General features: G+C 46.8%; 19 protein-coding genes. 17 read left to right on the top strand and 2 right to left on the bottom strand.

The window, feature by feature from the left end:
- Nucleotides 1-408 precede the first annotated feature (408 nt).
- The 9 genes from citZ to coaE all read left to right on the top strand — a co-directional run bounded on the left by citZ (nucleotide 409) and on the right by coaE (nucleotide 11,728).
- Nucleotides 409-1,527: a citrate synthase gene (gene citZ / locus VP472_RS13565; RefSeq protein ID WP_003152453.1), complete on the top strand. Its 1,119-nt coding sequence runs from the start codon at nucleotides 409-411 to the stop codon at nucleotides 1,525-1,527.
- Between the two features lie 160 nt (nucleotides 1,528-1,687).
- Nucleotides 1,688-2,959 carry an NADP-dependent isocitrate dehydrogenase gene (gene icd, locus VP472_RS13560; RefSeq protein ID WP_003152454.1) on the top strand — a complete coding sequence of 424 codons (1,272 nt, stop codon included), beginning with the start codon at nucleotides 1,688-1,690 and terminating at the stop codon, nucleotides 2,957-2,959.
- Nucleotides 2,960-3,004: 45 nt separating this feature from the next.
- Nucleotides 3,005-3,943: a malate dehydrogenase gene (gene mdh / locus VP472_RS13555; protein WP_003152455.1), complete on the top strand. Its 939-nt coding sequence runs from the start codon at nucleotides 3,005-3,007 to the stop codon at nucleotides 3,941-3,943.
- A 215-nt stretch (nucleotides 3,944-4,158) separates the two neighbouring features.
- Nucleotides 4,159-4,878 (top strand): response regulator transcription factor, encoded by a 720-nt coding sequence (locus VP472_RS13550; RefSeq protein WP_003152457.1) that lies wholly within the window; start codon nucleotides 4,159-4,161, stop codon nucleotides 4,876-4,878.
- The gene (gene pnpS, locus VP472_RS13545; protein WP_101562335.1) at nucleotides 4,871-6,610 is read left to right on the top strand and encodes a two-component system histidine kinase PnpS; all 1,740 of its coding nucleotides are present in this window, start codon (nucleotides 4,871-4,873) and stop codon (nucleotides 6,608-6,610) included. The genes VP472_RS13550 and pnpS overlap by 8 nt, the downstream gene beginning before the upstream one ends.
- 245 nt (nucleotides 6,611-6,855) lie before the next feature.
- Nucleotides 6,856-9,495 carry a DNA polymerase I gene (gene polA / locus VP472_RS13540; protein ID WP_146277314.1) on the top strand — a complete coding sequence of 880 codons (2,640 nt, stop codon included), beginning with the start codon at nucleotides 6,856-6,858 and terminating at the stop codon, nucleotides 9,493-9,495.
- A 24-nt stretch (nucleotides 9,496-9,519) separates the two neighbouring features.
- Complete coding sequence (gene mutM / locus VP472_RS13535) at nucleotides 9,520-10,350, top strand: DNA-formamidopyrimidine glycosylase (protein ID WP_015387866.1); 831 nt, start codon at nucleotides 9,520-9,522, stop codon at nucleotides 10,348-10,350.
- Nucleotides 10,351-10,486: 136 nt separating this feature from the next.
- Complete coding sequence (gene ytaF / locus VP472_RS13530) at nucleotides 10,487-11,119, top strand: sporulation membrane protein YtaF (protein ID WP_003152461.1); 633 nt, start codon at nucleotides 10,487-10,489, stop codon at nucleotides 11,117-11,119.
- 15 nt (nucleotides 11,120-11,134) lie between these two features.
- Nucleotides 11,135-11,728 carry a dephospho-CoA kinase gene (gene coaE, locus VP472_RS13525; protein ID WP_146277312.1) on the top strand — a complete coding sequence of 198 codons (594 nt, stop codon included), beginning with the start codon at nucleotides 11,135-11,137 and terminating at the stop codon, nucleotides 11,726-11,728.
- Between the two features lie 38 nt (nucleotides 11,729-11,766).
- Here coaE and VP472_RS13520 read toward each other — a convergent pair whose 3' ends face one another.
- Both VP472_RS13520 and VP472_RS13515 read right to left on the bottom strand, forming a co-directional pair.
- Nucleotides 11,767-12,609 (bottom strand): aldo/keto reductase, encoded by an 843-nt coding sequence (locus VP472_RS13520; RefSeq protein ID WP_003152464.1) that lies wholly within the window; start codon nucleotides 12,607-12,609, stop codon nucleotides 11,767-11,769.
- Between the two features lie 59 nt (nucleotides 12,610-12,668).
- Nucleotides 12,669-13,868 carry an MFS transporter gene (locus tag VP472_RS13515; protein WP_063174673.1) on the bottom strand — a complete coding sequence of 400 codons (1,200 nt, stop codon included), beginning with the start codon at nucleotides 13,866-13,868 and terminating at the stop codon, nucleotides 12,669-12,671.
- A gap of 183 nt (nucleotides 13,869-14,051) precedes the next feature.
- Here VP472_RS13515 and VP472_RS13510 point away from each other — a divergent pair, with 183 nt between their 5' ends.
- From VP472_RS13510 to ytxC, 8 genes are all read left to right on the top strand, one after another.
- Nucleotides 14,052-14,438, top strand: a complete 387-nt coding sequence (locus VP472_RS13510; protein ID WP_003152469.1) for a winged helix-turn-helix transcriptional regulator — start codon at nucleotides 14,052-14,054, stop codon at nucleotides 14,436-14,438.
- A 207-nt stretch (nucleotides 14,439-14,645) separates the two neighbouring features.
- A complete protein-coding gene (locus VP472_RS13505) occupies nucleotides 14,646-15,668 on the top strand; it encodes a glyceraldehyde-3-phosphate dehydrogenase (RefSeq protein ID WP_102421665.1) in 1,023 nt (340 codons plus the stop codon).
- Nucleotides 15,669-15,906: 238 nt separating this feature from the next.
- The gene (gene speD / locus VP472_RS13500; RefSeq protein ID WP_003152471.1) at nucleotides 15,907-16,287 is read left to right on the top strand and encodes an adenosylmethionine decarboxylase; all 381 of its coding nucleotides are present in this window, start codon (nucleotides 15,907-15,909) and stop codon (nucleotides 16,285-16,287) included.
- A gap of 248 nt (nucleotides 16,288-16,535) precedes the next feature.
- On the top strand, nucleotides 16,536-16,994 hold the full coding sequence (gene nrdR / locus VP472_RS13495; RefSeq protein WP_003152473.1) for a transcriptional regulator NrdR: 459 nt from the start codon (nucleotides 16,536-16,538) through the stop codon (nucleotides 16,992-16,994).
- Between the two features lie 111 nt (nucleotides 16,995-17,105).
- Nucleotides 17,106-18,515, top strand: coding sequence for a replicative helicase loading/DNA remodeling protein DnaB (locus VP472_RS13490; RefSeq protein ID WP_003152474.1), 1,410 nt, complete (start codon nucleotides 17,106-17,108; stop codon nucleotides 18,513-18,515).
- Between the two features lie 24 nt (nucleotides 18,516-18,539).
- Nucleotides 18,540-19,475, top strand: a complete 936-nt coding sequence (gene dnaI, locus VP472_RS13485; protein ID WP_007408085.1) for a primosomal protein DnaI — start codon at nucleotides 18,540-18,542, stop codon at nucleotides 19,473-19,475.
- A gap of 31 nt (nucleotides 19,476-19,506) precedes the next feature.
- Complete coding sequence (locus tag VP472_RS13480; protein WP_070082726.1) at nucleotides 19,507-20,148, top strand: TVP38/TMEM64 family protein; 642 nt, start codon at nucleotides 19,507-19,509, stop codon at nucleotides 20,146-20,148.
- Nucleotides 20,149-20,213: 65 nt separating this feature from the next.
- Nucleotides 20,214-21,044 carry a putative sporulation protein YtxC gene (gene ytxC / locus VP472_RS13475; protein WP_146277310.1) on the top strand — a complete coding sequence of 277 codons (831 nt, stop codon included), beginning with the start codon at nucleotides 20,214-20,216 and terminating at the stop codon, nucleotides 21,042-21,044.
- Nucleotides 21,045-21,246 lie beyond the last annotated feature (202 nt).

Raw genomic sequence — 21,246 nt, 5'->3', positions numbered from 1 at the left:
AGAAGGGGATTAAATTTGCGGTGAAGTTGTCGCGCCTGTCCTTTTAATGTTTCCCCAAAGCTCCCCCAAATGAAGACATAGAATACATGGTTTTACAAAGCATCTGAAAGCAAGCGATTAAATTTATCAACGCCAAGCCTTGATATATAGGGCTTTTAAAACATTTTTAGTTAAAAGTCTACAAATTAATCAGATTATTGTTTATAATAAGAATAGGCTTAAACTTAAATAAGCTTATAAGAATTTGTTATGTTCCTCTATAAGCATACCGGTTATGTAACCGCAACCAGTGAAATGTAAGCATTTTCTTAAAGGGGAAAGGGATTGTTTGCATGACTCATTTTAAGTAAGCCGTATGTTTTATATACTCTTTAAAGGGGAATTTTGATTGAAAAGGAGAGGTTGAATATGACAGCAACACGCGGTCTTGAAGGGGTTGTAGCAACAACATCATCTGTAAGCTCTATTATCGACGATACCCTTACATATGTAGGGTACGATATTGACGACTTGACAGAGAATGCAAGTTTTGAAGAAATCATTTATTTGCTGTGGCATCTGCGCCTGCCGAATAAAACGGAACTTGCTGAACTGAAAAAACAGCTTGCGAAAGAAGCAGCCGTTCCACAAGAAATCATTGAGCACTTCAAATCCTATCCCCTCAATAACGTACATCCAATGGCTGCGCTCCGGACGGCGATTTCATTACTCGGTCTGACTGACAGTGAAGCCGATGTCATGAATCCGGAAGCGAACTACAGAAAAGCCATCCGTCTGCAGGCGAAAGTGCCGGGCATTGTCGCCGCTTTCTCAAGAATCCGCAAAGGACTTGATCCTGTTGAACCGAAGGAAGAGTACGGAATCGCGGAGAACTTCCTTTACACCTTAAACGGTGAAGAGCCTTCTCCGATCGAAGTGGAAGCGTTTAACAAAGCGCTCATTCTTCATGCGGATCATGAGCTGAACGCATCAACATTTACGGCGAGAGTATGTGTCGCCACCTTATCTGATATTTACTCAGGCATCACTGCCGCCATCGGCGCTTTAAAAGGACCGCTTCACGGCGGAGCCAATGAAGCCGTCATGAAAATGCTGACAGAAATCGGCGAAGTGGAAAACGCCGAGCCTTATATCCGCAGCAAAATGGAGAAAAAGGAAAAAGTAATGGGCTTCGGACACCGTGTGTATAAGCATGGAGACCCGCGCGCCAAACACTTAAAAGAAATGAGCAAACGCCTGACGAATCTGACGGGTGAAAGCAAATGGTACGAGATGTCAATCCGTGTCGAAGAAATCGTGACGTCGGAGAAAAAACTCCCGCCTAACGTTGATTTCTATTCCGCATCTGTATACCACAGTCTCGGCATTGATCACGATCTGTTCACGCCGATCTTTGCGGTCAGCAGAATGTCAGGATGGATCGCCCATATTCTTGAACAGTACGATAACAACCGCCTCATCCGCCCGCGCGCTGATTACACGGGCCCGGATAAGCAGACTTTTGTTCCGATTGATGAAAGAGCCTGATCAAACGGGAGGCTGGTGATTTTCATGTCGTTAGCCTCTTGTTAATCAAGCCCGGATTGGTTTACAATTTTGATAGAATCTTGAGAAAAGTCATTTTATTTTTTATACAAGAAAAATAAAATGTTTTCTAAATATGAATTACATACTGGGAGGTAATATTGTGTCACAAGGTGAAAAAATTACAGTCTCTAATGGAGTATTAAACGTACCAAATAATCCGATTATCCCGTTTATTGAAGGCGACGGCACAGGCCCTGATATTTGGAACGCCGCTTCTAAAGTATTGGAAGCCGCTGTTGAAAAAGCATATAAAGGCGAGAAAAAAATCACGTGGAAAGAAGTTTATGCCGGTGAAAAGGCTTATAATAAAACAGGTGAGTGGCTTCCTGCCGAAACGCTGGAAGACATCAGAGAGTACTTCATCGCCATCAAAGGTCCTCTGACGACACCGGTCGGCGGCGGTATCCGTTCACTGAACGTGGCGCTGAGACAGGAGCTTGATTTGTTTACGTGCCTGCGCCCTGTCAGATATTTCACGGGAGTGCCTTCTCCGGTCAAACGTCCTGAAGATACGGATATGGTCATTTTCCGCGAGAATACGGAAGATATTTACGCCGGAATTGAGTATGCGAAAGGTTCTGAAGAAGTTGAAAAGCTGATCAGCTTCCTGCAAAATGAAATGGGCGTTAACAAAATCCGTTTCCCTGAAACGTCAGGAATCGGCATCAAGCCTGTTTCTGAAGAAGGCACAAGCCGCTTAGTCAGAGCTGCCATTGAGTATGCGATCGAAAACGGCCGTAAGTCTGTCACGCTTGTCCACAAAGGAAACATCATGAAGTTCACTGAAGGGGCATTTAAAAACTGGGGCTACGAGCTTGCCGAAAGAGAATACGGAGATAAAGTATTCACTTGGGCTGAATATGACCGCATTGTCGAAAAAGACGGAAAAGAAGCGGCTGATAAAGCGCAGAGCGAAGCGGAAGCGGCAGGGAAAATCATCGTCAAAGACAGCATCGCTGATATTTTCCTTCAGCAGATCTTAACCCGTCCGAGCGAATTCGACGTCGTGGCGACAATGAACTTAAACGGAGACTATATCTCTGATGCGCTTGCCGCTCAGGTAGGCGGAATCGGGATCGCGCCTGGAGCGAACATCAACTATGAAACAGGGCATGCGATTTTCGAAGCGACTCACGGAACGGCTCCTAAATATGCCGGCCTTGACAAAGTCAACCCGTCATCCGTCATCCTTTCAGGAGTGCTTCTTCTTGAACACCTGAACTGGAATGAGGCTGCTGACTTGATCATTAAATCTATGGAAAAAACGATTGCTTCAAAAGTAGTAACGTACGATTTTGCTAGATTAATGGACGGTGCAACTGAAGTGAAATGTTCAGAGTTCGGTGAAGAGCTCATCAAAAACATGGACTGAACCTAAAGCAGACTTCTAATGAAGCCAAAAAAGGAGAAGAGAATCATGGGAAAAACACGCAGTAAAGTTTCTGTTATCGGAGCAGGATTTACGGGAGCGACAACAGCCTTTCTTACAGCTCAAAAAGAGCTTGCGGACGTTGTGCTCGTTGATATTCCGCAATTAGAAAACCCGACAAAAGGAAAAGCGCTAGACATGCTCGAAGCAAGTCCGGTTCAAGGATTTGACGCGAAAATCACAGGCACGTCCAACTACGAGGACACAGCCGGTTCTGATATCGTCGTCATCACAGCCGGAATTGCGAGAAAACCAGGCATGAGCCGTGATGATCTCGTATCTACAAACGAAAAAATCATGAGAAGCGTCACACGTGAGATCGTGAAATATTCTCCTGACTGCATTATCGTTGTATTGACAAACCCTGTTGATGCGATGACATATGCGGTGTACAAAGAATCAGGCTTCCCGAAAGAACGCGTCATCGGACAATCCGGAGTGCTTGACACTGCGCGATTCAGAACATTCGTCGCTGAAGAATTAAACCTGTCTGTAAAAGATGTGACCGGTTTTGTTCTTGGCGGACACGGTGACGACATGGTTCCTCTCGTCCGTTATTCCTATGCGGGCGGCATTCCGCTTGAAACGCTTATCCCGAAAGACCGTCTTGATGCGATTGTAGAACGCACAAGAAAAGGCGGCGGGGAAATCGTCAACCTTCTCGGAAACGGAAGCGCCTACTACGCGCCTGCTGCATCACTGACTGAAATGGTAGAAGCCATTTTGAAAGATCAGCGCCGCGTGCTTCCGACCATCGCTTACTTAGAAGGCGAATACGGTCATGAAGGCATTTACTTAGGCGTACCGACGATTATCGGAGGAAACGGCCTAGAGCAAATCATCGAGCTTGAACTGACAGACTATGAAAAAGCGCAGCTGAGTAAATCAGTTGAATCTGTCAAAAACGTGATGAAAGTATTGTCATAAGAAAAAAGGGAAGGCTTCCGAATCAGAAGCCTTCCTCTTTTTACAATTAATGAAAGCGTTTTCTTTTTCCCTGAGCGATCCTTTCTCTGAAAATGATCAAAAAGGCGAATTGTCTGAACGGGCAGTATTGGATAAAATGAAATCATAAAGTGATATGCAGCACATAAAATAGAGAAAATTGGATGTCGGGGAAAATAGACAGCGGAGGGCGCAGCATGAACAAAAAAATTTTAGTTGTAGATGATGAACAATCTATCGTTACTCTTTTACAGTATAATCTGGAACGGTCCGGCTATGATGTCATAACCGCATCAGACGGTGAAGAGGCTCTGGAGCTGGCAGAGAATGAAAATCCGGATTTAATCGTACTGGATGTCATGCTGCCGAAAGTGGACGGAATCGATGTCTGTAAACAGCTCAGACAGCAGAAAATGATGGTCCCGATCTTGATGCTGACAGCAAAAGATGAGGAATTTGATAAGGTGCTGGGACTGGAGCTCGGAGCGGATGATTACATGACAAAGCCGTTCAGTCCGCGGGAAGTCACTGCGCGGGTGAAAGCCATTTTAAGAAGGGCTGACATTTCTTCGCTGTCACAAGGCAGAGAAGAGGAAAAGGACGGGCAGATCCTCATCGGCGAGCTGAAAATTCTTCCGGAGCATTACGAAGCGTATTTTAAGTCAGAACAGCTGGAATTGACGCCTAAAGAATTTGAACTGCTTCTGTATTTGGGAAAACACAAGGGAAGAGTGCTGACGAGAGATCTTCTGCTGAGCGCGGTCTGGAACTATGATTTTGCCGGGGATACCCGGATTGTTGACGTTCATATCAGCCATCTGCGCGACAAAATCGAATCAAATACCAAAAAACCCATCTATATTAAAACAATCAGAGGTTTGGGGTATAAACTGGAGGAGCCAAAAATGAATGAATAAAGTCCGTGTGCGTCTGTTCGCTTTACTCGTTGTATGTATCATATTGGTTTTCAGTGTTCTCGGCCTTTTTTTACAGCAGCTTATTTCTTCATCCGCTGAAGAAAGAACGGCGGATCAGCTGAAAAAGGAATCGGTATACATAGCGGGCCTTCTTGACACCGGCCGAATCGGCAATAAAAGCAATGAAACGGTAATCCGTGATGCCGGCCGCACCCTCGGTATAAACGTCTCCGTGCTCAACGAGAAGGGTGACGCTGTATATCATTCCGGCAGTCGTGCTGATGATTCAGCCGTAAAGGAGTTCATTTCTCACAATAAAAGCGAGGAAGCTGTACAGTCGAAAAGCAAAGTCATCCGCGGCACTGCCGTAAAAAATGACGCAGGGAAAATTGCGGGGTATGTACTCGTTTCCTCGGAGATCAACGGCGGTTCAAGCGTTACCGGAGAAATGTGGGGCATGCTGGCAGCAAGTCTTTGTACCGCTTTTATCATTATCGTTTTCTTTTATACAAACATGACGTCCCGTTACAAAAAATCAATCGACGCCGCGACAAAGGTGGCGACGGAGCTGTCCAAGGGGAATTATGACGCCCGCTCCTACAGCGGTTACGCAAGGCGGTCGGACCGTCTCGGGCGTGCGATGAACAGCCTGGCGGTTGATTTAATGGAAATGACAAGAACGCAGGATATGCAGCGCGATCGTCTATTAACGGTCATTGAAAATATCGGATCCGGTTTGATTTTAATAGACGGGAGAGGTTTTATCAATCTCGTGAACCGGTCATACACGAAGCAGTTTCATACAAAGCCTGAACGTCTGCTTCGGCGCCTTTACCACGATGCGTTTGAACATGAGGAGATCATTCGGCTTGTCGAAGACATTTTTATGACGGAGACGAAAAAATGCCAGCTGCTCAGACTTCCCATCAACATTGAGCGGCGCTACTTTGAAGTTGACGGCGTTCCGATCATGGGCCCTGATGATGAATGGAAGGGCATCGTCCTCGTTTTTCACGATATGACGGAAATTAAAAAATTGGAGCAGATGAGAAAGGACTTCGTCGCCAATGTCTCCCATGAACTGAAAACACCGATCACCTCGATTAAAGGATTTACGGAAACACTGTTAGACGGAGCGATGAAAGACGAAAAGGCGCTTTCAGACTTTCTGTCTATCATTCTGAAAGAAAGTGAGCGGCTCCAATCTCTCGTGCAGGATTTATTGGATTTATCCAAGATGGAGCAGCAAAACTTTACGATGCGCGTAGAGTCCTTTGATGCTGCAAAAATTCTGCATGAAATTGAGGCGCTTTTGCAGCATAAGGCTGAGGAAAAAGGCATCAGCTTTCAGCTCGATCTCCCGGAAGAGCCGATTTTTGTGACGGGTGATGCGCACAGGCTGAAGCAGGTATTTTTGAATCTGGCGAACAATGCCCTGACCTACACGCCTGAAAAAGGGACGGTGGGGATTTCGGTACATGTGAAAGAAACCGTTGTCGATATCAAAGTGTCCGATACGGGAATCGGCATTCAGAAAGAAGAGATCCCGCGGATATTTGAGAGATTCTACCGCGTGGATAAAGACAGAAGCCGCAACTCGGGAGGAACCGGCCTCGGCCTCGCCATTGTGAAGCACTTAATAGAAGCCCATGAAGGTAAAATCGAGGTCACAAGCGAGCCTGGACAGGGAACTGTGTTCACTGTGACGCTGAAGCGGCCGCCGGCAGCGTGATCAGCTTTACAAAGGATTAACAATTTCTTCATGACCTGTTAAACCTATCTTGTTAGGATGTAACAGAACCCCTTCATCCAAGGAGCCAATTTTGACGGCGGGAACGCGTTTTTTGTTCCCGTCCTTTTTTGCGTTTTCACGGGGTTCGCTCATTTTCCTTTCAAATTGAACTTTGTTAAAATAAGAGAAGCTGTGAGATTAAAAAACAGAGGAATGACGAGCTTTTGCTCTTAGGAGGATATTGAATGACGGAACGAAAAAAATTAGTGCTTGTCGACGGAAACAGTCTGGCGTACCGGGCGTTTTTTGCATTGCCGCTTTTAAGCAATGAAAAAGGCATTCATACAAATGCCGTATACGGGTTTGCGATGATTTTAATGAAAATGCTGGAAGATGAAAAACCGACCCATATGCTGGTGGCTTTTGATGCGGGAAAAACCACTTTCCGCCACAGCACGTTTAAAGAATATAAAGGCGGAAGACAAAAAACGCCGCCGGAGCTTTCAGAACAGATGCCGTTCATCCGTGAGCTCCTCGATGCCTACAACATCAGCCGCTACGAGCTTCCTAAATATGAAGCGGACGATATTATCGGCACGCTTGCCGTATCTGCTGAAAAAGACGGCTTTGAAGTGAAGGTCGTTTCGGGGGACAAGGACTTAACCCAGCTTGCCACCGGGAAAACGACCGTTGCCATTACGAGAAAAGGCATTACCGACGTAGAAGATTACACGCCGGAGCACGTGCAGGAAAAGTACGGTCTGACCCCTTTGCAGATCATTGATATGAAGGGATTAATGGGGGATTCATCCGATAACATACCGGGCGTCCCCGGCGTCGGGGAAAAAACCGCGATTAAGCTCTTAAAGCAGTTCCATTCGGTTGAGAAACTGCTTGATTCCATTGATGAAGTCAGCGGAAAAAAATTAAAAGAAAAGCTTGAAGAATATAAGGAACAAGCCCTGATGAGCAAAGAGCTGGCGACGATTATGACAAATGCGCCGATTGAAGTCAAGCCCGAAGATTTAGATTACCAAGGGTTTGACCGTGAACAAGTTGTTGCCATTTTTAAAGACCTCGGTTTTAATACGCTTCTTGAGCGGCTCGGAGAAGAAAGCGGGGAAACGGCGGAAGAAAATTTTGAAGACATCAATGTCGAAACGGCAGAAGAAATCACCGAAGATATGCTCGTTTCGCCGTCCGCTTTGGTCGTCGAACAAATCGGTGATAACTATCACGAAGAACCGATCCTCGGCTTTGCCATCGTGAATGAAACAGGTCTTTATTATATTCCGAAAGAAATCGCCATTCAGTCTGAAGCTTTTAAATCTTGGGCTGAAGATGAATCAATGAAAAAATGGGTGTTCGACAGCAAACGTTCCGTCGTCGCTTTGCGCTGGCAGGGAATTGAGCTGAAGGGAACGGAATTTGACGCGCTTCTTGCTGCCTACATTATAAACCCGGGCAATTCGTACGACGATGTCGCGAGCGTAGCGAAAGAATACGGGCTGAATATCGTTTCAAAAGATGAAGCGGTATACGGAAAAGGCGCAAAACGCGCCGTTCCGGCTGAAAAAGAGCTTGCCGATCATCTCGCGCGGAAAGCGTCTGCCGTTAACAGCCTCCGTGACAAACTGCTTGACGCTTTGGAAGAAAATAATCAGCTTGAACTTTATCAAGATCTTGAACTCCCGCTTGCGCTAATTCTCGGAGAAATGGAATCAATGGGCGTCAAAGTGGATGTTGAAAGACTGAAGCGAATGGGAGAAGAGCTCAAGGCAAAACTGAAAGAATATGAAGAAAAAATCCATGACATCGCCGGTGAGCCGTTTAACATCAACTCACCAAAACAGCTCGGCGTCATTCTGTTTGAAAAACTCGGCCTGCCGCCAGTAAAGAAAACAAAAACAGGCTATTCCACTTCAGCTGATGTGCTTGAGAAGCTCGCCGACAAACATGATATCGTCGCGTACATTCTGCAATACAGACAAATCGGCAAACTCCAATCGACTTATATTGAAGGGCTGCTGAAAGTCACGCGCAAGGATTCTCATAAGGTGCATACACGATTCAATCAGGCATTGACGCAAACCGGACGCCTGAGCTCAACGGATCCGAACCTGCAAAATATTCCGATCCGGCTGGAGGAAGGGCGGAAAATCCGTCAGGCTTTCGTACCGTCCGAACCGGACTGGCTTATTTTCGCCGCTGATTATTCACAAATTGAATTAAGGGTGCTTGCGCATATTTCAAAAGATGAAAATCTGATCGAAGCATTTACGAATGACATGGACATTCACACAAAAACCGCCATGGACGTGTTTCATGTCAGTGAAGATGAAGTGACACAAGCGATGCGCCGCCAGGCAAAGGCCGTCAATTTCGGGATCGTTTACGGCATCAGCGATTACGGGCTTTCGCAAAACCTCGGCATCACCCGGAAAGAAGCGGGCGCTTTTATTGACCGCTATTTGGAGAGCTTCCCGGGCGTCAAGGCATATATGGAAGAATCGGTGCAGGGAGCGAAACAAAAAGGATATGTGACGACACTTATGCAGCGCCGCCGCTATATCCCTGAGCTGACCAGCCGCAACTTCAACCTGCGGAGCTTTGCGGAACGGACGGCCATGAATACGCCGATTCAGGGAAGCGCCGCTGATATTATTAAAAAAGCCATGATTGACATGGCAGCTGAGCTGAAAGAGAAAAACCTGAAGGCGCGGCTGCTGCTTCAGGTGCACGATGAATTGATTTTTGAAGCGCCTAAGGAAGAAATTGAAATATTAGAAAAGCTGGTTCCTGAAGTGATGGAGCATGCTTTGGCATTAGACGTGCCGCTGAAGGCTGATTATGCTTCAGGGCCGTCCTGGTACGATGCAAAATAAACAGAAAAAAAGGAAGTGATGATTGTGCCGGAATTACCAGAAGTTGAAACGGTCCGGCGCACTCTGACCGGTCTTGTGAAGGGGAAAACGATTGAATCGGCGGATATCAGATGGCCGAATATCATCAAAAAACCCGCCGAGCCGGAGGAATTCGCGCGGCAAATTGCAGGAGAAACGATCCGATCCATCGGAAGAAGGGGAAAGTTTTTGCTTTTCCATTTGGATCATTATGTCATGGTGTCCCACCTGCGGATGGAGGGGAAATACGGTCTTCATCAGGCCGATGAGCCTGACGATAAACATGTGCACGTCGTGTTTCACATGACGGACGGAACACAGCTCCGCTACCGGGATGTCCGGAAATTCGGCACGATGCATTTGTTTGCGCCGGGAGAGGAACGGAATGCATTGCCGCTTTCACAGCTCGGGCCCGAACCAGATGATGAAGCATTTACCGCCGCTTATTTAAAAGAGCGGCTTGCAAAAACGAACCGCGCGGTGAAAACCGCCCTGCTCGACCAAAAAGCGGTCGTCGGCCTCGGCAACATTTATGTCGATGAAGCTTTATTCCGGGCGCGGATTCACCCTGAGACAAAAGCGAACAGCCTGTCTGACGGGCAGATAAAAACGCTTCATACAGAAATTAAAGACACCCTTCAGGAAGCGATTGACGCGGGCGGGAGCACCGTCCGGTCTTATATCAATTCTCAAGGGGAAATCGGAATGTTTCAGCTCAAACATTACGTATACGGCAAAAAGGATGAACCGTGCAAAACGTGCGGCACGATGATTTCTAAAATCGTGGTCGGCGGAAGGGGTACGCATTTTTGCGCCCGCTGCCAAAAAAAATCATAAACTGAAGCTGTTCAAGCAGGCGGCAGCAGAATGACTTTTTTCTAACACAGTTGATGACCTTTCTCCATATATATATTGTGATTCACCCAATAGGCATATGCCACAATTGCCGATCAAGAGAAAGGGAGAAACGGATATGGAGATTGTTTCTTTGCTGCTTTTGGCTTTTGCTGTCAGCTTGGACAGTTTTTCAGTCGGGTTTACGTACGGTTTGAGAAAAATGAAAATCCCGTTCAAAGCGATTGCCGTGATCGCCTGCTGTTCAGCCTCTGTGATGTTTATATCCATGCTGATCGGCCATTTTCTGACAAAGATTTTTCCCGTATCCGTCACGGAGAAACTGGGCGGGCTGATCTTAATCGGAATCGGGGCATGGGTCATCTGGCAATTTTTTAAACCGGCTAAAGAGCCGGATTACTTATTGCATGAAAAAACGCTGCTTAATCTTGAAGTGAAATCGCTCGGCATCGTCATTCATATTTTGAAAAAACCGACCAGCGCCGATATTGATCAATCCGGAACCATTAACGGAGTCGAGGCGCTTCTGCTCGGTATCGCCTTATCCATTGACGCGTTTGGCGCCGGGCTGGGAGCGGCCATTCTCGGCTTTTCTCCGGTTATGATGAGCGTGACTGTCGGGCTGATGAGCTCGCTGTTTGTTTCACTCGGCATAAACGCTGGGCATTTGCTCTCAAGATGGAATTGGATAGATAAAATGACATTTTTGCCGGGAGTCCTGCTGATTATCATCGGGATTTGGAAAATGTAAGAAGGAGTGGGCTTTTTGAGCTTGGTCATCGGTTTAACGGGAGGCATCGCAAGCGGCAAAAGCACGGTAGCGCGTATGCTGATCGACAAAAAAATAACAGTCATTGATGCGGATGTCATCGCGAAACAGGCGGTGGAAAAAGGAATGCCGGCTTACGGACAAATTGTGGAAGCATTCGGAAAAGACATCCTGCTGGAAAATGGCGATATTGACAGAAAAAAACTCGGTTCTATCGTTTTCACTGACGAACAGAAGCGTCTGAAACTGAATCAGATCGTTCATCCGGCAGTGCGTGCGGAAATGCTGAAACAGCGGGATGAAGCCGTTGCGAGAAAAGAGCAGTTCGTCGTTTTGGATATACCGCTTTTGTATGAAAGCGGGCTTGATTATCTTGTCGGCAAGGTGCTCGTCGTCACCGTACCGGCAGACATTCAGCTCAAACGGCTGATGGAGCGGAATTCCCTGACAGAAGAAGAAGCGATGAGCCGGATAACGTCGCAAATGCCTTTAGCGGACAAAGCAAAAAAAGCTGACGCCGTCATTGATAACAGCGGCAGTCTTGAACATACAAAGCACCAGCTTGAGGAAGTATTGAGCGGCTGGGCATAAACAAACACCGTTCGGAAAGCCGAACGGTGTTTTTCTGGTTAAAAATCAAAATTGTCAGGGTCCGGACCGACACGGAGATTTTCGTTCAGATCATCAATCCGCTTCATATCGTCAGCTGACAGTTCGAAATCAAAGACATTTGCATTTTCTTCAATACGGTGTTTTTTAGTTGATTTCGGAATGGTGATGACACCGTTTTGCAAATCCCAGCGCAAAATCACTTGAGCGGCTGATTTGCCGTATTTCTCAGCGATCTCCTGTAAGACGGGGTGATCAAGCAGCTGCCCTTGCATCAATGGCGACCACGCTTCAAGCTGAATGCCTTGTTCAGTGCAGAAAGCAAGCAGTTCTTTCTGTGTCAGGCGCGGGTGGTACTCCACCTGGTTGATCATCGGCTTGATTTCCGTTTCTTTCATGAGATGTTTCAGATGGTGAATTTGGAAATTGCTGACCCCGATCGCCTTAATGCGTCCATCCCGGTAGAGGGTTTCGAGCGCCCGCCACGCATCGATGTACTTTCCTTCGACAGGCCAATGGATCAAATATAAATCTAAATAATCTAAACCGAGTTTTTCTAAGCTTGTGTCAAACGCTTTTAACGTTTCTTCATATCCTAAATCGGCATTCCATACTTTTGACGTGACAAAAATGTCTTCACGTTTTAATCCCGCTTCTTGCAGCCCTTGGCGGATGCCTTCGCCGACACCTTCTTCATTTCCGTAAATCGCGGCGGTATCAACGCTGCGATAGCCGTGCACCAATGCCGTTTTCACCGCGTTGACGAGTTCCGCGCCTTCCTCTACTTTGAAAACTCCGATGCCGAACCAAGGCATCTCTACTCCGTTATGCAATGTTGCTTTTGCTTGTAAATGTGTTGTCATGTATATATTCCTCCTATTATTTGTCTGTTGAAAAAAATCAAAATGCGCTGAAGAAAAACTCACCTCCTTTCAATGGCAGTGCGATCCCGCTTTTCAAGCTTCCTGCTCCATCCGGTTAATACGACCGCGCTGAGCACCATCAGCGCCCCGATCCAAGCGGTATGAATGATTCCGATTGAGTCTGTAATGATTCCGCCGGCAAACGAGCCGATCGCGATTCCGGCATTAAATGCCGCGATATTTAAGGCTGATGCTGTATCAACGGCGCTTGGCGCAAAACGTTCACTCAGCATCACGACATATACCTGAAGGCCCGGCACATTCATAAACGCCAACAGCCCCATGAAAATAATGGTGATCAGCCCGGCTGTTTTAAACGGTGCGGTAAAAGTCAGGACAAACAGCACAGCAGCCTGGACAATGAACATATAAAACAAGGCTTTCAGCGGATTCCGGTTTGATAAACGGCCGCCAATCATGTTTCCGATGGCAATCGCAATTCCGTAAATGAGCAGGATGGCTGCGACGGTTTCTTTCTGAAAACCGGTTACCTCCTGAAGAAGCGGAGATAAATACGTAAACACGACAAACGTTCCGCCGTAGCCTAACGCTGTAATAATAAATAAAAGCAATAACCGGCCGTTTGTGACGAGTTTGACCTGCTCGGAAAATGCGGTTTTCGTCCCTTTGCGCAAATGTGACGGAACGAGAAGCGCGTTTGTGAGGAATGCGATGATTCCTACCGCCACAATGACGGCAAATGCGATTCTCCATCCGAATTGCTGGCCGAGATAGGTGCCGAACGGAACGCCGGTCACCGTAGCCACCGTCAGCCCCGTGAACATAATGGAAATCGCGCTTGCTCTTTTATGCTCCGGCACGATATTGGCGGCGATCGTTGCCCCGATTGACATGAAAATGCCGTGGGAAAAAGCCGAAATGACCCGTGCCGCCAGTAAGACGCCGATTGAGGAAGCGCTCGCTGCGAGTGTATTTCCGGCGATAAAAATCAACATTACCCAGAGCAGCAGCGTTTTCCGCGACATGCCGGATGTGAGAGACGTTAAAACCGGCGCGCCGAATGTCACGCCCAGAGCATACATGGAAACGGTAAGTCCCGCCGTTGTCACAGGTATATGCAGATCTTGAGATATAAGCGGCAGCAGTCCGACGCTGATAAATTCGGTTGTGCCGATCGCAAAAGCGCTGACGGCTAATGCCAGCAGCGCTGGTAAATAACTTTGGCGATGTGAAGACATCTGTTTTCCTCCTTGAACGATAATGTATGGTTGAAATGATGCCGGGTAAACGATATAAGTATAAGAGTACATTCCTTTTCAGCCGGCAAATGTCATTATGATTGATAGAAGTGTCATTGAAAAGAACGTACTTTTAAGTGCCATAGGCACTTTTTAGTTCCTATAGATGAGGAGGAATTACCGTTGCTGAAGAAAAAATACAATATATCCGTAGAGGCGGCGCTTGAAGTGATCGGCGGAAAATGGAAGTGTGTGATCCTCTGCCACCTCATGCGCGGGAAAAAACGGACAAGCGAATTGAAGCGGCTTATGCCGGACATCACCCAGAAGATGCTGACACAGCAATTGCGGGAGCTGGAAGCTGACGGCGTCATCAACCGGATCGTGTACAATCAGGTGCCGCCGAAAGTGGAATACGAGCTGAGTGAATACGGGCACAGTCTGGAAAGAATTTTAAATGCGCTGTGTGACTGGGGCGCGATGCATATTGCTAAACGGTACGGCGAGGTGTCTTCCGTTTTAGAGGACAGCATTTTAAATGACAAATTTAAAGAACCGGGACAAATATAAGAAAAAAGCAGGCAGCCTGAGACGCTGATCCTGCTTTTTTTATGGAAGAAAGATCATTTTATATGCAAAAAAACCGATTGAACAACATATTGATCGGTATAAGGGTGGATTTTTATCAAGTTGTACTGGCGGATTTCTTTTAATGTGTTATACTATATATAAATAAAGGTAAATTAGAGTGGCATATTAAAAAGGGGTGACCTGAGCATGAAGGTAAAAGTAGCAATCAACGGGTTTGGAAGAATCGGAAGAATGGTGTTCAGAAAAGCAATGGAAGATGATCAAATTCAAATAACAGCCATTAATGCAAGCTATCCCCCGGAAACGCTTGCTCATTTGATAAAGTATGACACAATTCACGGCAAATACGATCAAGAAGTTGAGACCGCCGACGACAGCCTGATCGTCAACGGAAAACATATTATGCTGTTCAATCGCCGGGACCCGAGAGAGCTTCCGTGGAAAGAATGCGGAATAGACATCGTCGTAGAGGCAACGGGGAAATTTAATTCAAAAGAAAAAGCGATGAGCCATATTGAAGCAGGGGCGAAAAAGGTCATTTTGACGGCTCCGGGCAAAAATGAAGACGTTACCATTGTCATGGGAGTAAATGAAGAGCAGTTCAACCCCGATGAACATGTCATTATTTCAAATGCATCCTGCACGACAAACTGCCTTGCGCCGGTCGTCAAAGTGCTTGATCAGGAATTCGGGATTGAAAGCGGCCTGATGACGACTGTTCACGCTTACACGAATGATCAAAAAAATATCGACAATCCGCATAAAGATCTGCGGAGGGCTAGAGCGTGCGGAGAGTCCATCATTCCGACTTCTACAGGCGCCGCCAAAGCGCTGTCGCTTGTGCTGCCTCATTTGAAAGGAAAACTTCACGGTCTTGCTTTGCGTGTTCCCGTTCCGAATGTGTCATTAGTGGACCTTGTCTGCGATCTGAAAACAGATGTGTCTGCCGAGCAAGTGAACGCCGCTTTCCAAAGAGCCGCAAAAACGTCGATGTACGGAATTCTTGATTATTCGGATGAGCCGCTCGTTTCTTCGGATTATAATACGAATTCACACTCTGCGATCATCGACGGACTGACAACGATGGTGATGGAAGAACGAAAAGTAAAGGTGCTCGCCTGGTATGACAATGAATGGGGATATTCCTGCCGGGTCGTTGATCTTATCCGTCACGTCGCCGCGCGAATGAAACACCCGTCAGCTGTGTAGACTAAAGATCATGGACATTTGTTAGAAAAAAACCCTTAACGGCATATTCGCAAAAAACACACCTTGCAAAATAAACTTAAACACAGTATACTATCTTTCGTGAACTTCTTGCTCGTGACTGCTTCGGAATTACTTAAAGGGTTAGGACCTCTCCGGACTAACTTTCCCCCGTGGTAAATGGCCGGGTCAGTTCTCGGAAATTCACTTTTTTAATTCTTGTTAAGGGGGGTCCATGATTATGGAAACAATGGGGCGTCACGTCATCTCCGAGCTGTGGGGATGCGATTTTGATAAGCTCAATGACATGGATTTTATTGAAAAAACGTTTGTAAATGCTGCTTTGAAATCAGGAGCTGAGGTGCGCGAGGTCGCATTTCACAAATTTGCACCGCAAGGCGTAAGCGGAGTCGTTATTATCTCTGAGTCACATTTAACGATTCACAGTTTTCCTGAACACGGATATGCAAGCATTGATGTTTATACTTGTGGAGACCTGGATCCTAATGTGGCTGCGGATTACATTGCGGACGCATTACATGCAGATACAAGAGAAAACATTGAAATACCGAGAGGAATGGGGCCTGTACAGATTAAACAGGCACAAGCGAAAGTACTGTAATTTTCAAAACGCAAACACAAGGGAGCTAAGCTGAAAAAGCCATTACGCGCTTTGAAGCTGATGCTCCTTTTCTAATGTAAAAAAACAGCATTGCTTTTTCTTTAAGCATTTTTTTTGTAAAATAGAAAAGATAAGGCCGGTCTATCGGCTCTCCCAACAAATAGGCTCATCCTAGAAACGTTGGCGGGCATTTACCGGAAGCTTGCGAACCGCATTACAGCAACGAAACAGATGGGAGCTGATCCAATTTGAAATGTCCTTCATGCCAGCATAACGGTTCCCGCGTACTTGATTCACGGCCTGCGGACGAAGGGAAATCAATCCGCAGAAGGCGGGAATGCGAAGCCTGCCATTACCGCTTCACTACATTTGAGAAGTTTGAAGAGATGCCTCTGATCGTCGTGAAAAAAGAAGGCGTCCGGGAAGAATTCAGCCGTGAAAAAATGCTGCGCGGGTTAATTAAAGCTTGTGAAAAAAGGCCCGTTCCTTTAAAAACATTGGAAGACATGTGCTTTGACATTGAAAAAGAGCTGAGAAACCAAGGCGTATCTGAAGTCAAAAGCGAACTTGTCGGAGAAATGGTAATGGACCGCCTGGCGAAAATCGATGAGGTGTCTTATGTCCGCTTTGCCTCCGTCTACCGGCAGTTTAAGGATATAAACGTGTTTATCGATGAATTGAAAGATTTAATAAAGAAAGAACGCTGAGAGAGCTAAGAGATTGTGTCTGGCTCTTTTCTCATGAGCAAAATTGGCATTTGATAGATCGCAGAAACGGTGTAAAATGAGAGTAGAAACATATCGGAAGGTTTGAGAATCATGGCTGACTATTGGAATGACGTATTGCCTGTAGATCCTTATACGGTCAAAAGCCGTTCGCTTCTTCAGGATGTCGACAGACAGGTTTTGACACATCTGTACCAGCCGCTGATCGGTTCTTTTGCATTCTCCCTTTATATGACCTTGTGGGGGGAGCTTGAGCAGAACCGCTTGTGGGGAGCGGAATCCACGCACAGGCAGCTGATGGGCATGATGCAGTCAAATTTAAAAAAGATTCATCATGAACAGGGAAAGCTTGAAGGAATCGGGCTGCTGAAAGTGTATATCCGGGAGTCCGAGCAAAAAGAGCGGATGTTTATTTATGAGCTGCTGCCCCCGCTCAGGCCGAATGATTTTTTTGAAGACGGCATGCTGAATGTCTTTCTTTATAACAGAGTCGGTAAAACGAAATACCAGCAGCTGAGACAATTTTACACGCACCCTTCCGTCGGCGCGGGCGCAAGGGAAATTACCCGTCCGTTTAATCACGCCTTTGCCTCTTTTCAGCCGAGTGAATGGAAAATGACGCCTGATATGGAAGAGGCGATGAAGCTCCCCGAGGACTATGAGACGGCGTCTGTCGGACAAGCGCCTTCCTATACGGTGACGGAGGAAGTGTTTGATTTTGAGCTGTTTTTGGCGGGGTTATCAGAAACGATGATACCGCGCAAATCAATCACACAGGATGTGCGGGAGAGCATTAAAAAGCTTTCATATTTATACGGAATAGATCCTATCTCCATGCAGCACGTCGTCATGACCGCAATTAATGAACAGGATACGATAACGGCAGAAGCGCTGAGGAAAGCGGCCAGCGACTGGTACCAAATTGAAAGAAGCGGCAAGCTTCCGGAACTGATTGATAAAACACAGCCTGTCACCTTGAGAGAAAACCGGACGGAAAAGGACGATTCATTGAACGGCGAACTCATCGCACAGCTTGAGACCATATCACCGAGAAAGCTTCTTCAGGACATTGCGGACGGGACCGAGCCGTCTAAAGCCGACCTGCAGATTATTGCCGATATTATGTTCGAACAAAAGCTTGAGCCCGGCGTCACCAATGTGCTGATTTATTATGTCATGCTGAAAACGGATATGAAGCTGTCCAAAAACTATATCCAAAAAATCGCCGCCCACTGGGCCAGAAAGAAAGTCAAAACGGTACGGGAAGCAATGAAGCTCGCAATCGAAGAGCACAGGCAATATCTTGATTGGGCGGACGGCAAAACAAACGGCGCGGCGCGCGGCAAAAAAACCGTCCGGGAAGAAAAGCGCCCTGATTGGATGAAAGAAGAAGAAACCGGGAAGAAACAAGAACAGACGGCTCTTTCCGCACAGGATCTTGAAGAACAGAAGAAAAAAATGATGGAAGAAATGAAAAAACTGAAAAAATACTCTGCCTATTGAGACAGAGAAGCGGGGTGATATTGAATGGAACCGATCAGCCGATCCTTAGAAGGCGTGACGAAAAGACCTGACTTTCAAAAACGCCTGGAACGAATGCAGCAGCAAGTCATGGCCGACGAAGACGTCCAGGCTTTTTTGAAGGAACAGAAAGATGTAATCAATCAAAGCATGATTGACAGAGGGTTAAATAAACTGTACGAATTCGTTCAGCAAAGCAAACAGTGCGCCTTCTGTTCGAAAGACAGCCGGACGAACAGCCTGCTTGAAGGCTACCATCCGAAGCTTGTGATCAACGGGCGTTCCATTGATATTGAATATTACGAATGTCCGGAAAAGAGAAAGCTCGACCGCCAGAAAAGGCAAAAGTCCCTGATGAAGAGCATGTATATCCAGCAGGATCTTCTCGGCGCGACGTTTCAGCAGATCGACATTACCGATCCGAGCAGACTCGGCATTTTCCAGCATGTGACGGATTTTCTGAAGAGCTATAATGAAACGGGAAAAGGCAAAGGGCTGTATCTGTACGGAAAATTCGGAATCGGAAAGACATTTATTTTAGCCGCCATTGCCAACGAACTGGCGGAAAAAGAGTATTCATCAATGATCGTATATGTTCCCGAATTTGTCAGAGAGCTGAAAAACTCGCTTCAGGATCAGTCGCTGGAGGCGAAACTGAATATGGTGAAAACGACGCCCGTACTGATGCTTGATGACATCGGAGCGGAATCAATGACAAGCTGGGTCAGGGATGAAGTCATCGGCACCGTGCTTCAGCACAGAATGAGCCAGCAGCTTCCCACTTTCTTCTCGTCTAATTTTTCACCAGACGAGCTGAAGCATCATTTTACGTATTCACAGCGGGGAGAAAAGGAAGAAGTAAAAGCGGCAAGACTGATGGAGCGGATTTTATATTTGGCTTCGCCTGTCCGTCTTGACGGGGAAAACCGCCGCCGTTCATGATGCCGGCGTCCAATGGGAAGGATTTGAGGGAATGAGGAATAAGAAGGCTGTCACTTGGGCTGCGGCTGCGGCGGGAGCGGGTCTTTTGCTGTGGGCAAACCGCAAATATCTGAATCTGTCGCCTAAGGAGATCCGGCTGTGGGTGTTATCGTTCGGTGTTTTTGCGCCGCTTGTGTTTATCGGAATTTCCATCGTCAGGCCTTTTGTGCTGTTTCCCGTATCAATCGTTTCCGTCGCCGGAGGATTGGCGTTCGGCCCGTTTTTCGGCACCATGTATACGCTGGCGGGCTCAATGGGCGCTGCCGCCGCGTCTTTTTTTGCGGCGGGGCTGTTTGCCTTTAATGAGAAAAGCCGTCATGGAAAAATGGAAGCCATTCAAAAGCAGATGAAAACCAATGGCTTCTTTTATATTTTTATCCTGCGCATTCTGCCTGTTAACTTTGATGTGATCAGCTATGCCGCGGGCCTATCGAAAGTCAGGCCGGTAACGTATTTTTTGGCGACCGCAGCGGGCATCATTCCGGGGACGATCGTCCTGAATGTGCTCGGCGCGAGCTTTATGTCCGGCAATGTGCTGACCGTACTCTGCGTGATCTGTCTTTACGTCGTATTTTTATCGCTTCCCGTTATATTTAAAAAGAAGGTGCGTCATTTGTTCGGCGGTGAAAGCTAACCTTTACGTCTATTTTAAAAACATCCCCCATATACTTGTAACAGATGCCGTAAGGGGGGACAAATATGCTTGAAGTGATCTTTGAAGATGACCACGATACCGCCGCTTTTTTACATCTCATTCAGCAATCGGACGACCGGAGACATTTTATTGTCCGTGAAGGCATAAAAAAAGTCGGAATCGCAAGGTCTGAAACGGCTTTTTGCGTTCAGCGCTTTATTGAGCCGATACTTGTCAGGTTTTTTTTGGAATGCAAAGAAGACGAGCATATGCTTTCGCTTATTGAGGACGCATACTGCTTCACCGATCAGGATGAACAGCAGCAAATCCTTCAGCTTGCACACAGCATTATGGAAGGAGAGCTTGAGGATCATCCGTTTGAGCCGAAGAAAGAGCCGCGCGCACAGTTTATTTCAGATGCGCTCCGGACGATTTCACTTGATGCGGGTGTTTTTTCCGTGCGTTCGTTTCAGACGTTCCGGCTCGGCAGGTATTATGAGAGGCTCAGAGAATACGCGGAGGCTGCGATAGATGAATACCGGATGGAACAGGAATATCAAAACTTTATCCAGTCTCTGAGAGATTATGTGACATCCAATCCGCCGCGGATGAAGAAAGTCCGCATCGTACATGAACGGGCTTTTACGCTGTGGGAGCTGCGCTATGTGTCAGAACGGGAACAGAAAAAATACATAGACAGACGGTTTGTGCGGGAGCACCCGATGTATATAGATTCCCATCTCCTTGCGCCGCTGATCTCCATTGCGCCTGAGACGGTCGAACTGTATACGGACAAACCGGAACATATGATGTCCAGAACGATTCAAAACGTGTTTCAGGAGAGGGTGCGCCTTTTTCCGCTGGGCGCGTTTGCAGCCGAGAAGACGGAAGGATAGCCGCTCGGACGGCCTTGCGTAAGCGGCAGGGCTGTCTGTGCGAAATCAGACGGAAAACCGAGTTGCATTTTTCTCACAGACATTTTATAATACATAAAAGATTAATGATTGCTACACGTATTGATAAGGACATGAAGCATTGATACCGGCTTTATAAGAGAGGAGAGCCCAGGCTGAAAGCTTTCCAGCTATGGATCATTGT

It is taken from the genome of Bacillus sp. MT(2024), assembly GCF_036362845.1.
Classification (GTDB): Bacteria; Bacillota; Bacilli; order Bacillales; family Bacillaceae; genus Bacillus; species Bacillus velezensis.
The sequence above is the reverse complement of the archived record's forward strand: the minus strand, read 5'-3'. Positions and strand labels throughout refer to the sequence as shown.

Excerpts from the sequence above, each read along its gene's own strand:
- citZ (WP_003152453.1), top strand. The coding sequence starts at position 409 with ATGACAGCAACACGCGGTCTTGAAGGGGTTGTAGCAACAACATCATCT.
- mdh (WP_003152455.1), top strand. The coding sequence starts at position 3,005 with ATGGGAAAAACACGCAGTAAAGTTTCTGTTATCGGAGCAGGATTTACG.
- VP472_RS13550 (WP_003152457.1), top strand. The coding sequence starts at position 4,159 with ATGAACAAAAAAATTTTAGTTGTAGATGATGAACAATCTATCGTTACT.
- pnpS (WP_101562335.1), top strand. The coding sequence starts at position 4,871 with ATGAATAAAGTCCGTGTGCGTCTGTTCGCTTTACTCGTTGTATGTATC.
- polA (WP_146277314.1), top strand. The coding sequence starts at position 6,856 with ATGACGGAACGAAAAAAATTAGTGCTTGTCGACGGAAACAGTCTGGCG.
- ytaF (WP_003152461.1), top strand. The coding sequence starts at position 10,487 with ATGGAGATTGTTTCTTTGCTGCTTTTGGCTTTTGCTGTCAGCTTGGAC.
- VP472_RS13520 (WP_003152464.1), bottom strand. The coding sequence starts at position 12,609 with ATGACAACACATTTACAAGCAAAAGCAACATTGCATAACGGAGTAGAG.
- VP472_RS13515 (WP_063174673.1), bottom strand. The coding sequence starts at position 13,868 with ATGTCTTCACATCGCCAAAGTTATTTACCAGCGCTGCTGGCATTAGCC.
- VP472_RS13505 (WP_102421665.1), top strand. The coding sequence starts at position 14,646 with ATGAAGGTAAAAGTAGCAATCAACGGGTTTGGAAGAATCGGAAGAATG.
- speD (WP_003152471.1), top strand. The coding sequence starts at position 15,907 with ATGGAAACAATGGGGCGTCACGTCATCTCCGAGCTGTGGGGATGCGAT.
- VP472_RS13490 (WP_003152474.1), top strand. The coding sequence starts at position 17,106 with ATGGCTGACTATTGGAATGACGTATTGCCTGTAGATCCTTATACGGTC.
- dnaI (WP_007408085.1), top strand. The coding sequence starts at position 18,540 with ATGGAACCGATCAGCCGATCCTTAGAAGGCGTGACGAAAAGACCTGAC.
- VP472_RS13480 (WP_070082726.1), top strand. The coding sequence starts at position 19,507 with ATGAGGAATAAGAAGGCTGTCACTTGGGCTGCGGCTGCGGCGGGAGCG.
- ytxC (WP_146277310.1), top strand. The coding sequence starts at position 20,214 with ATGCTTGAAGTGATCTTTGAAGATGACCACGATACCGCCGCTTTTTTA.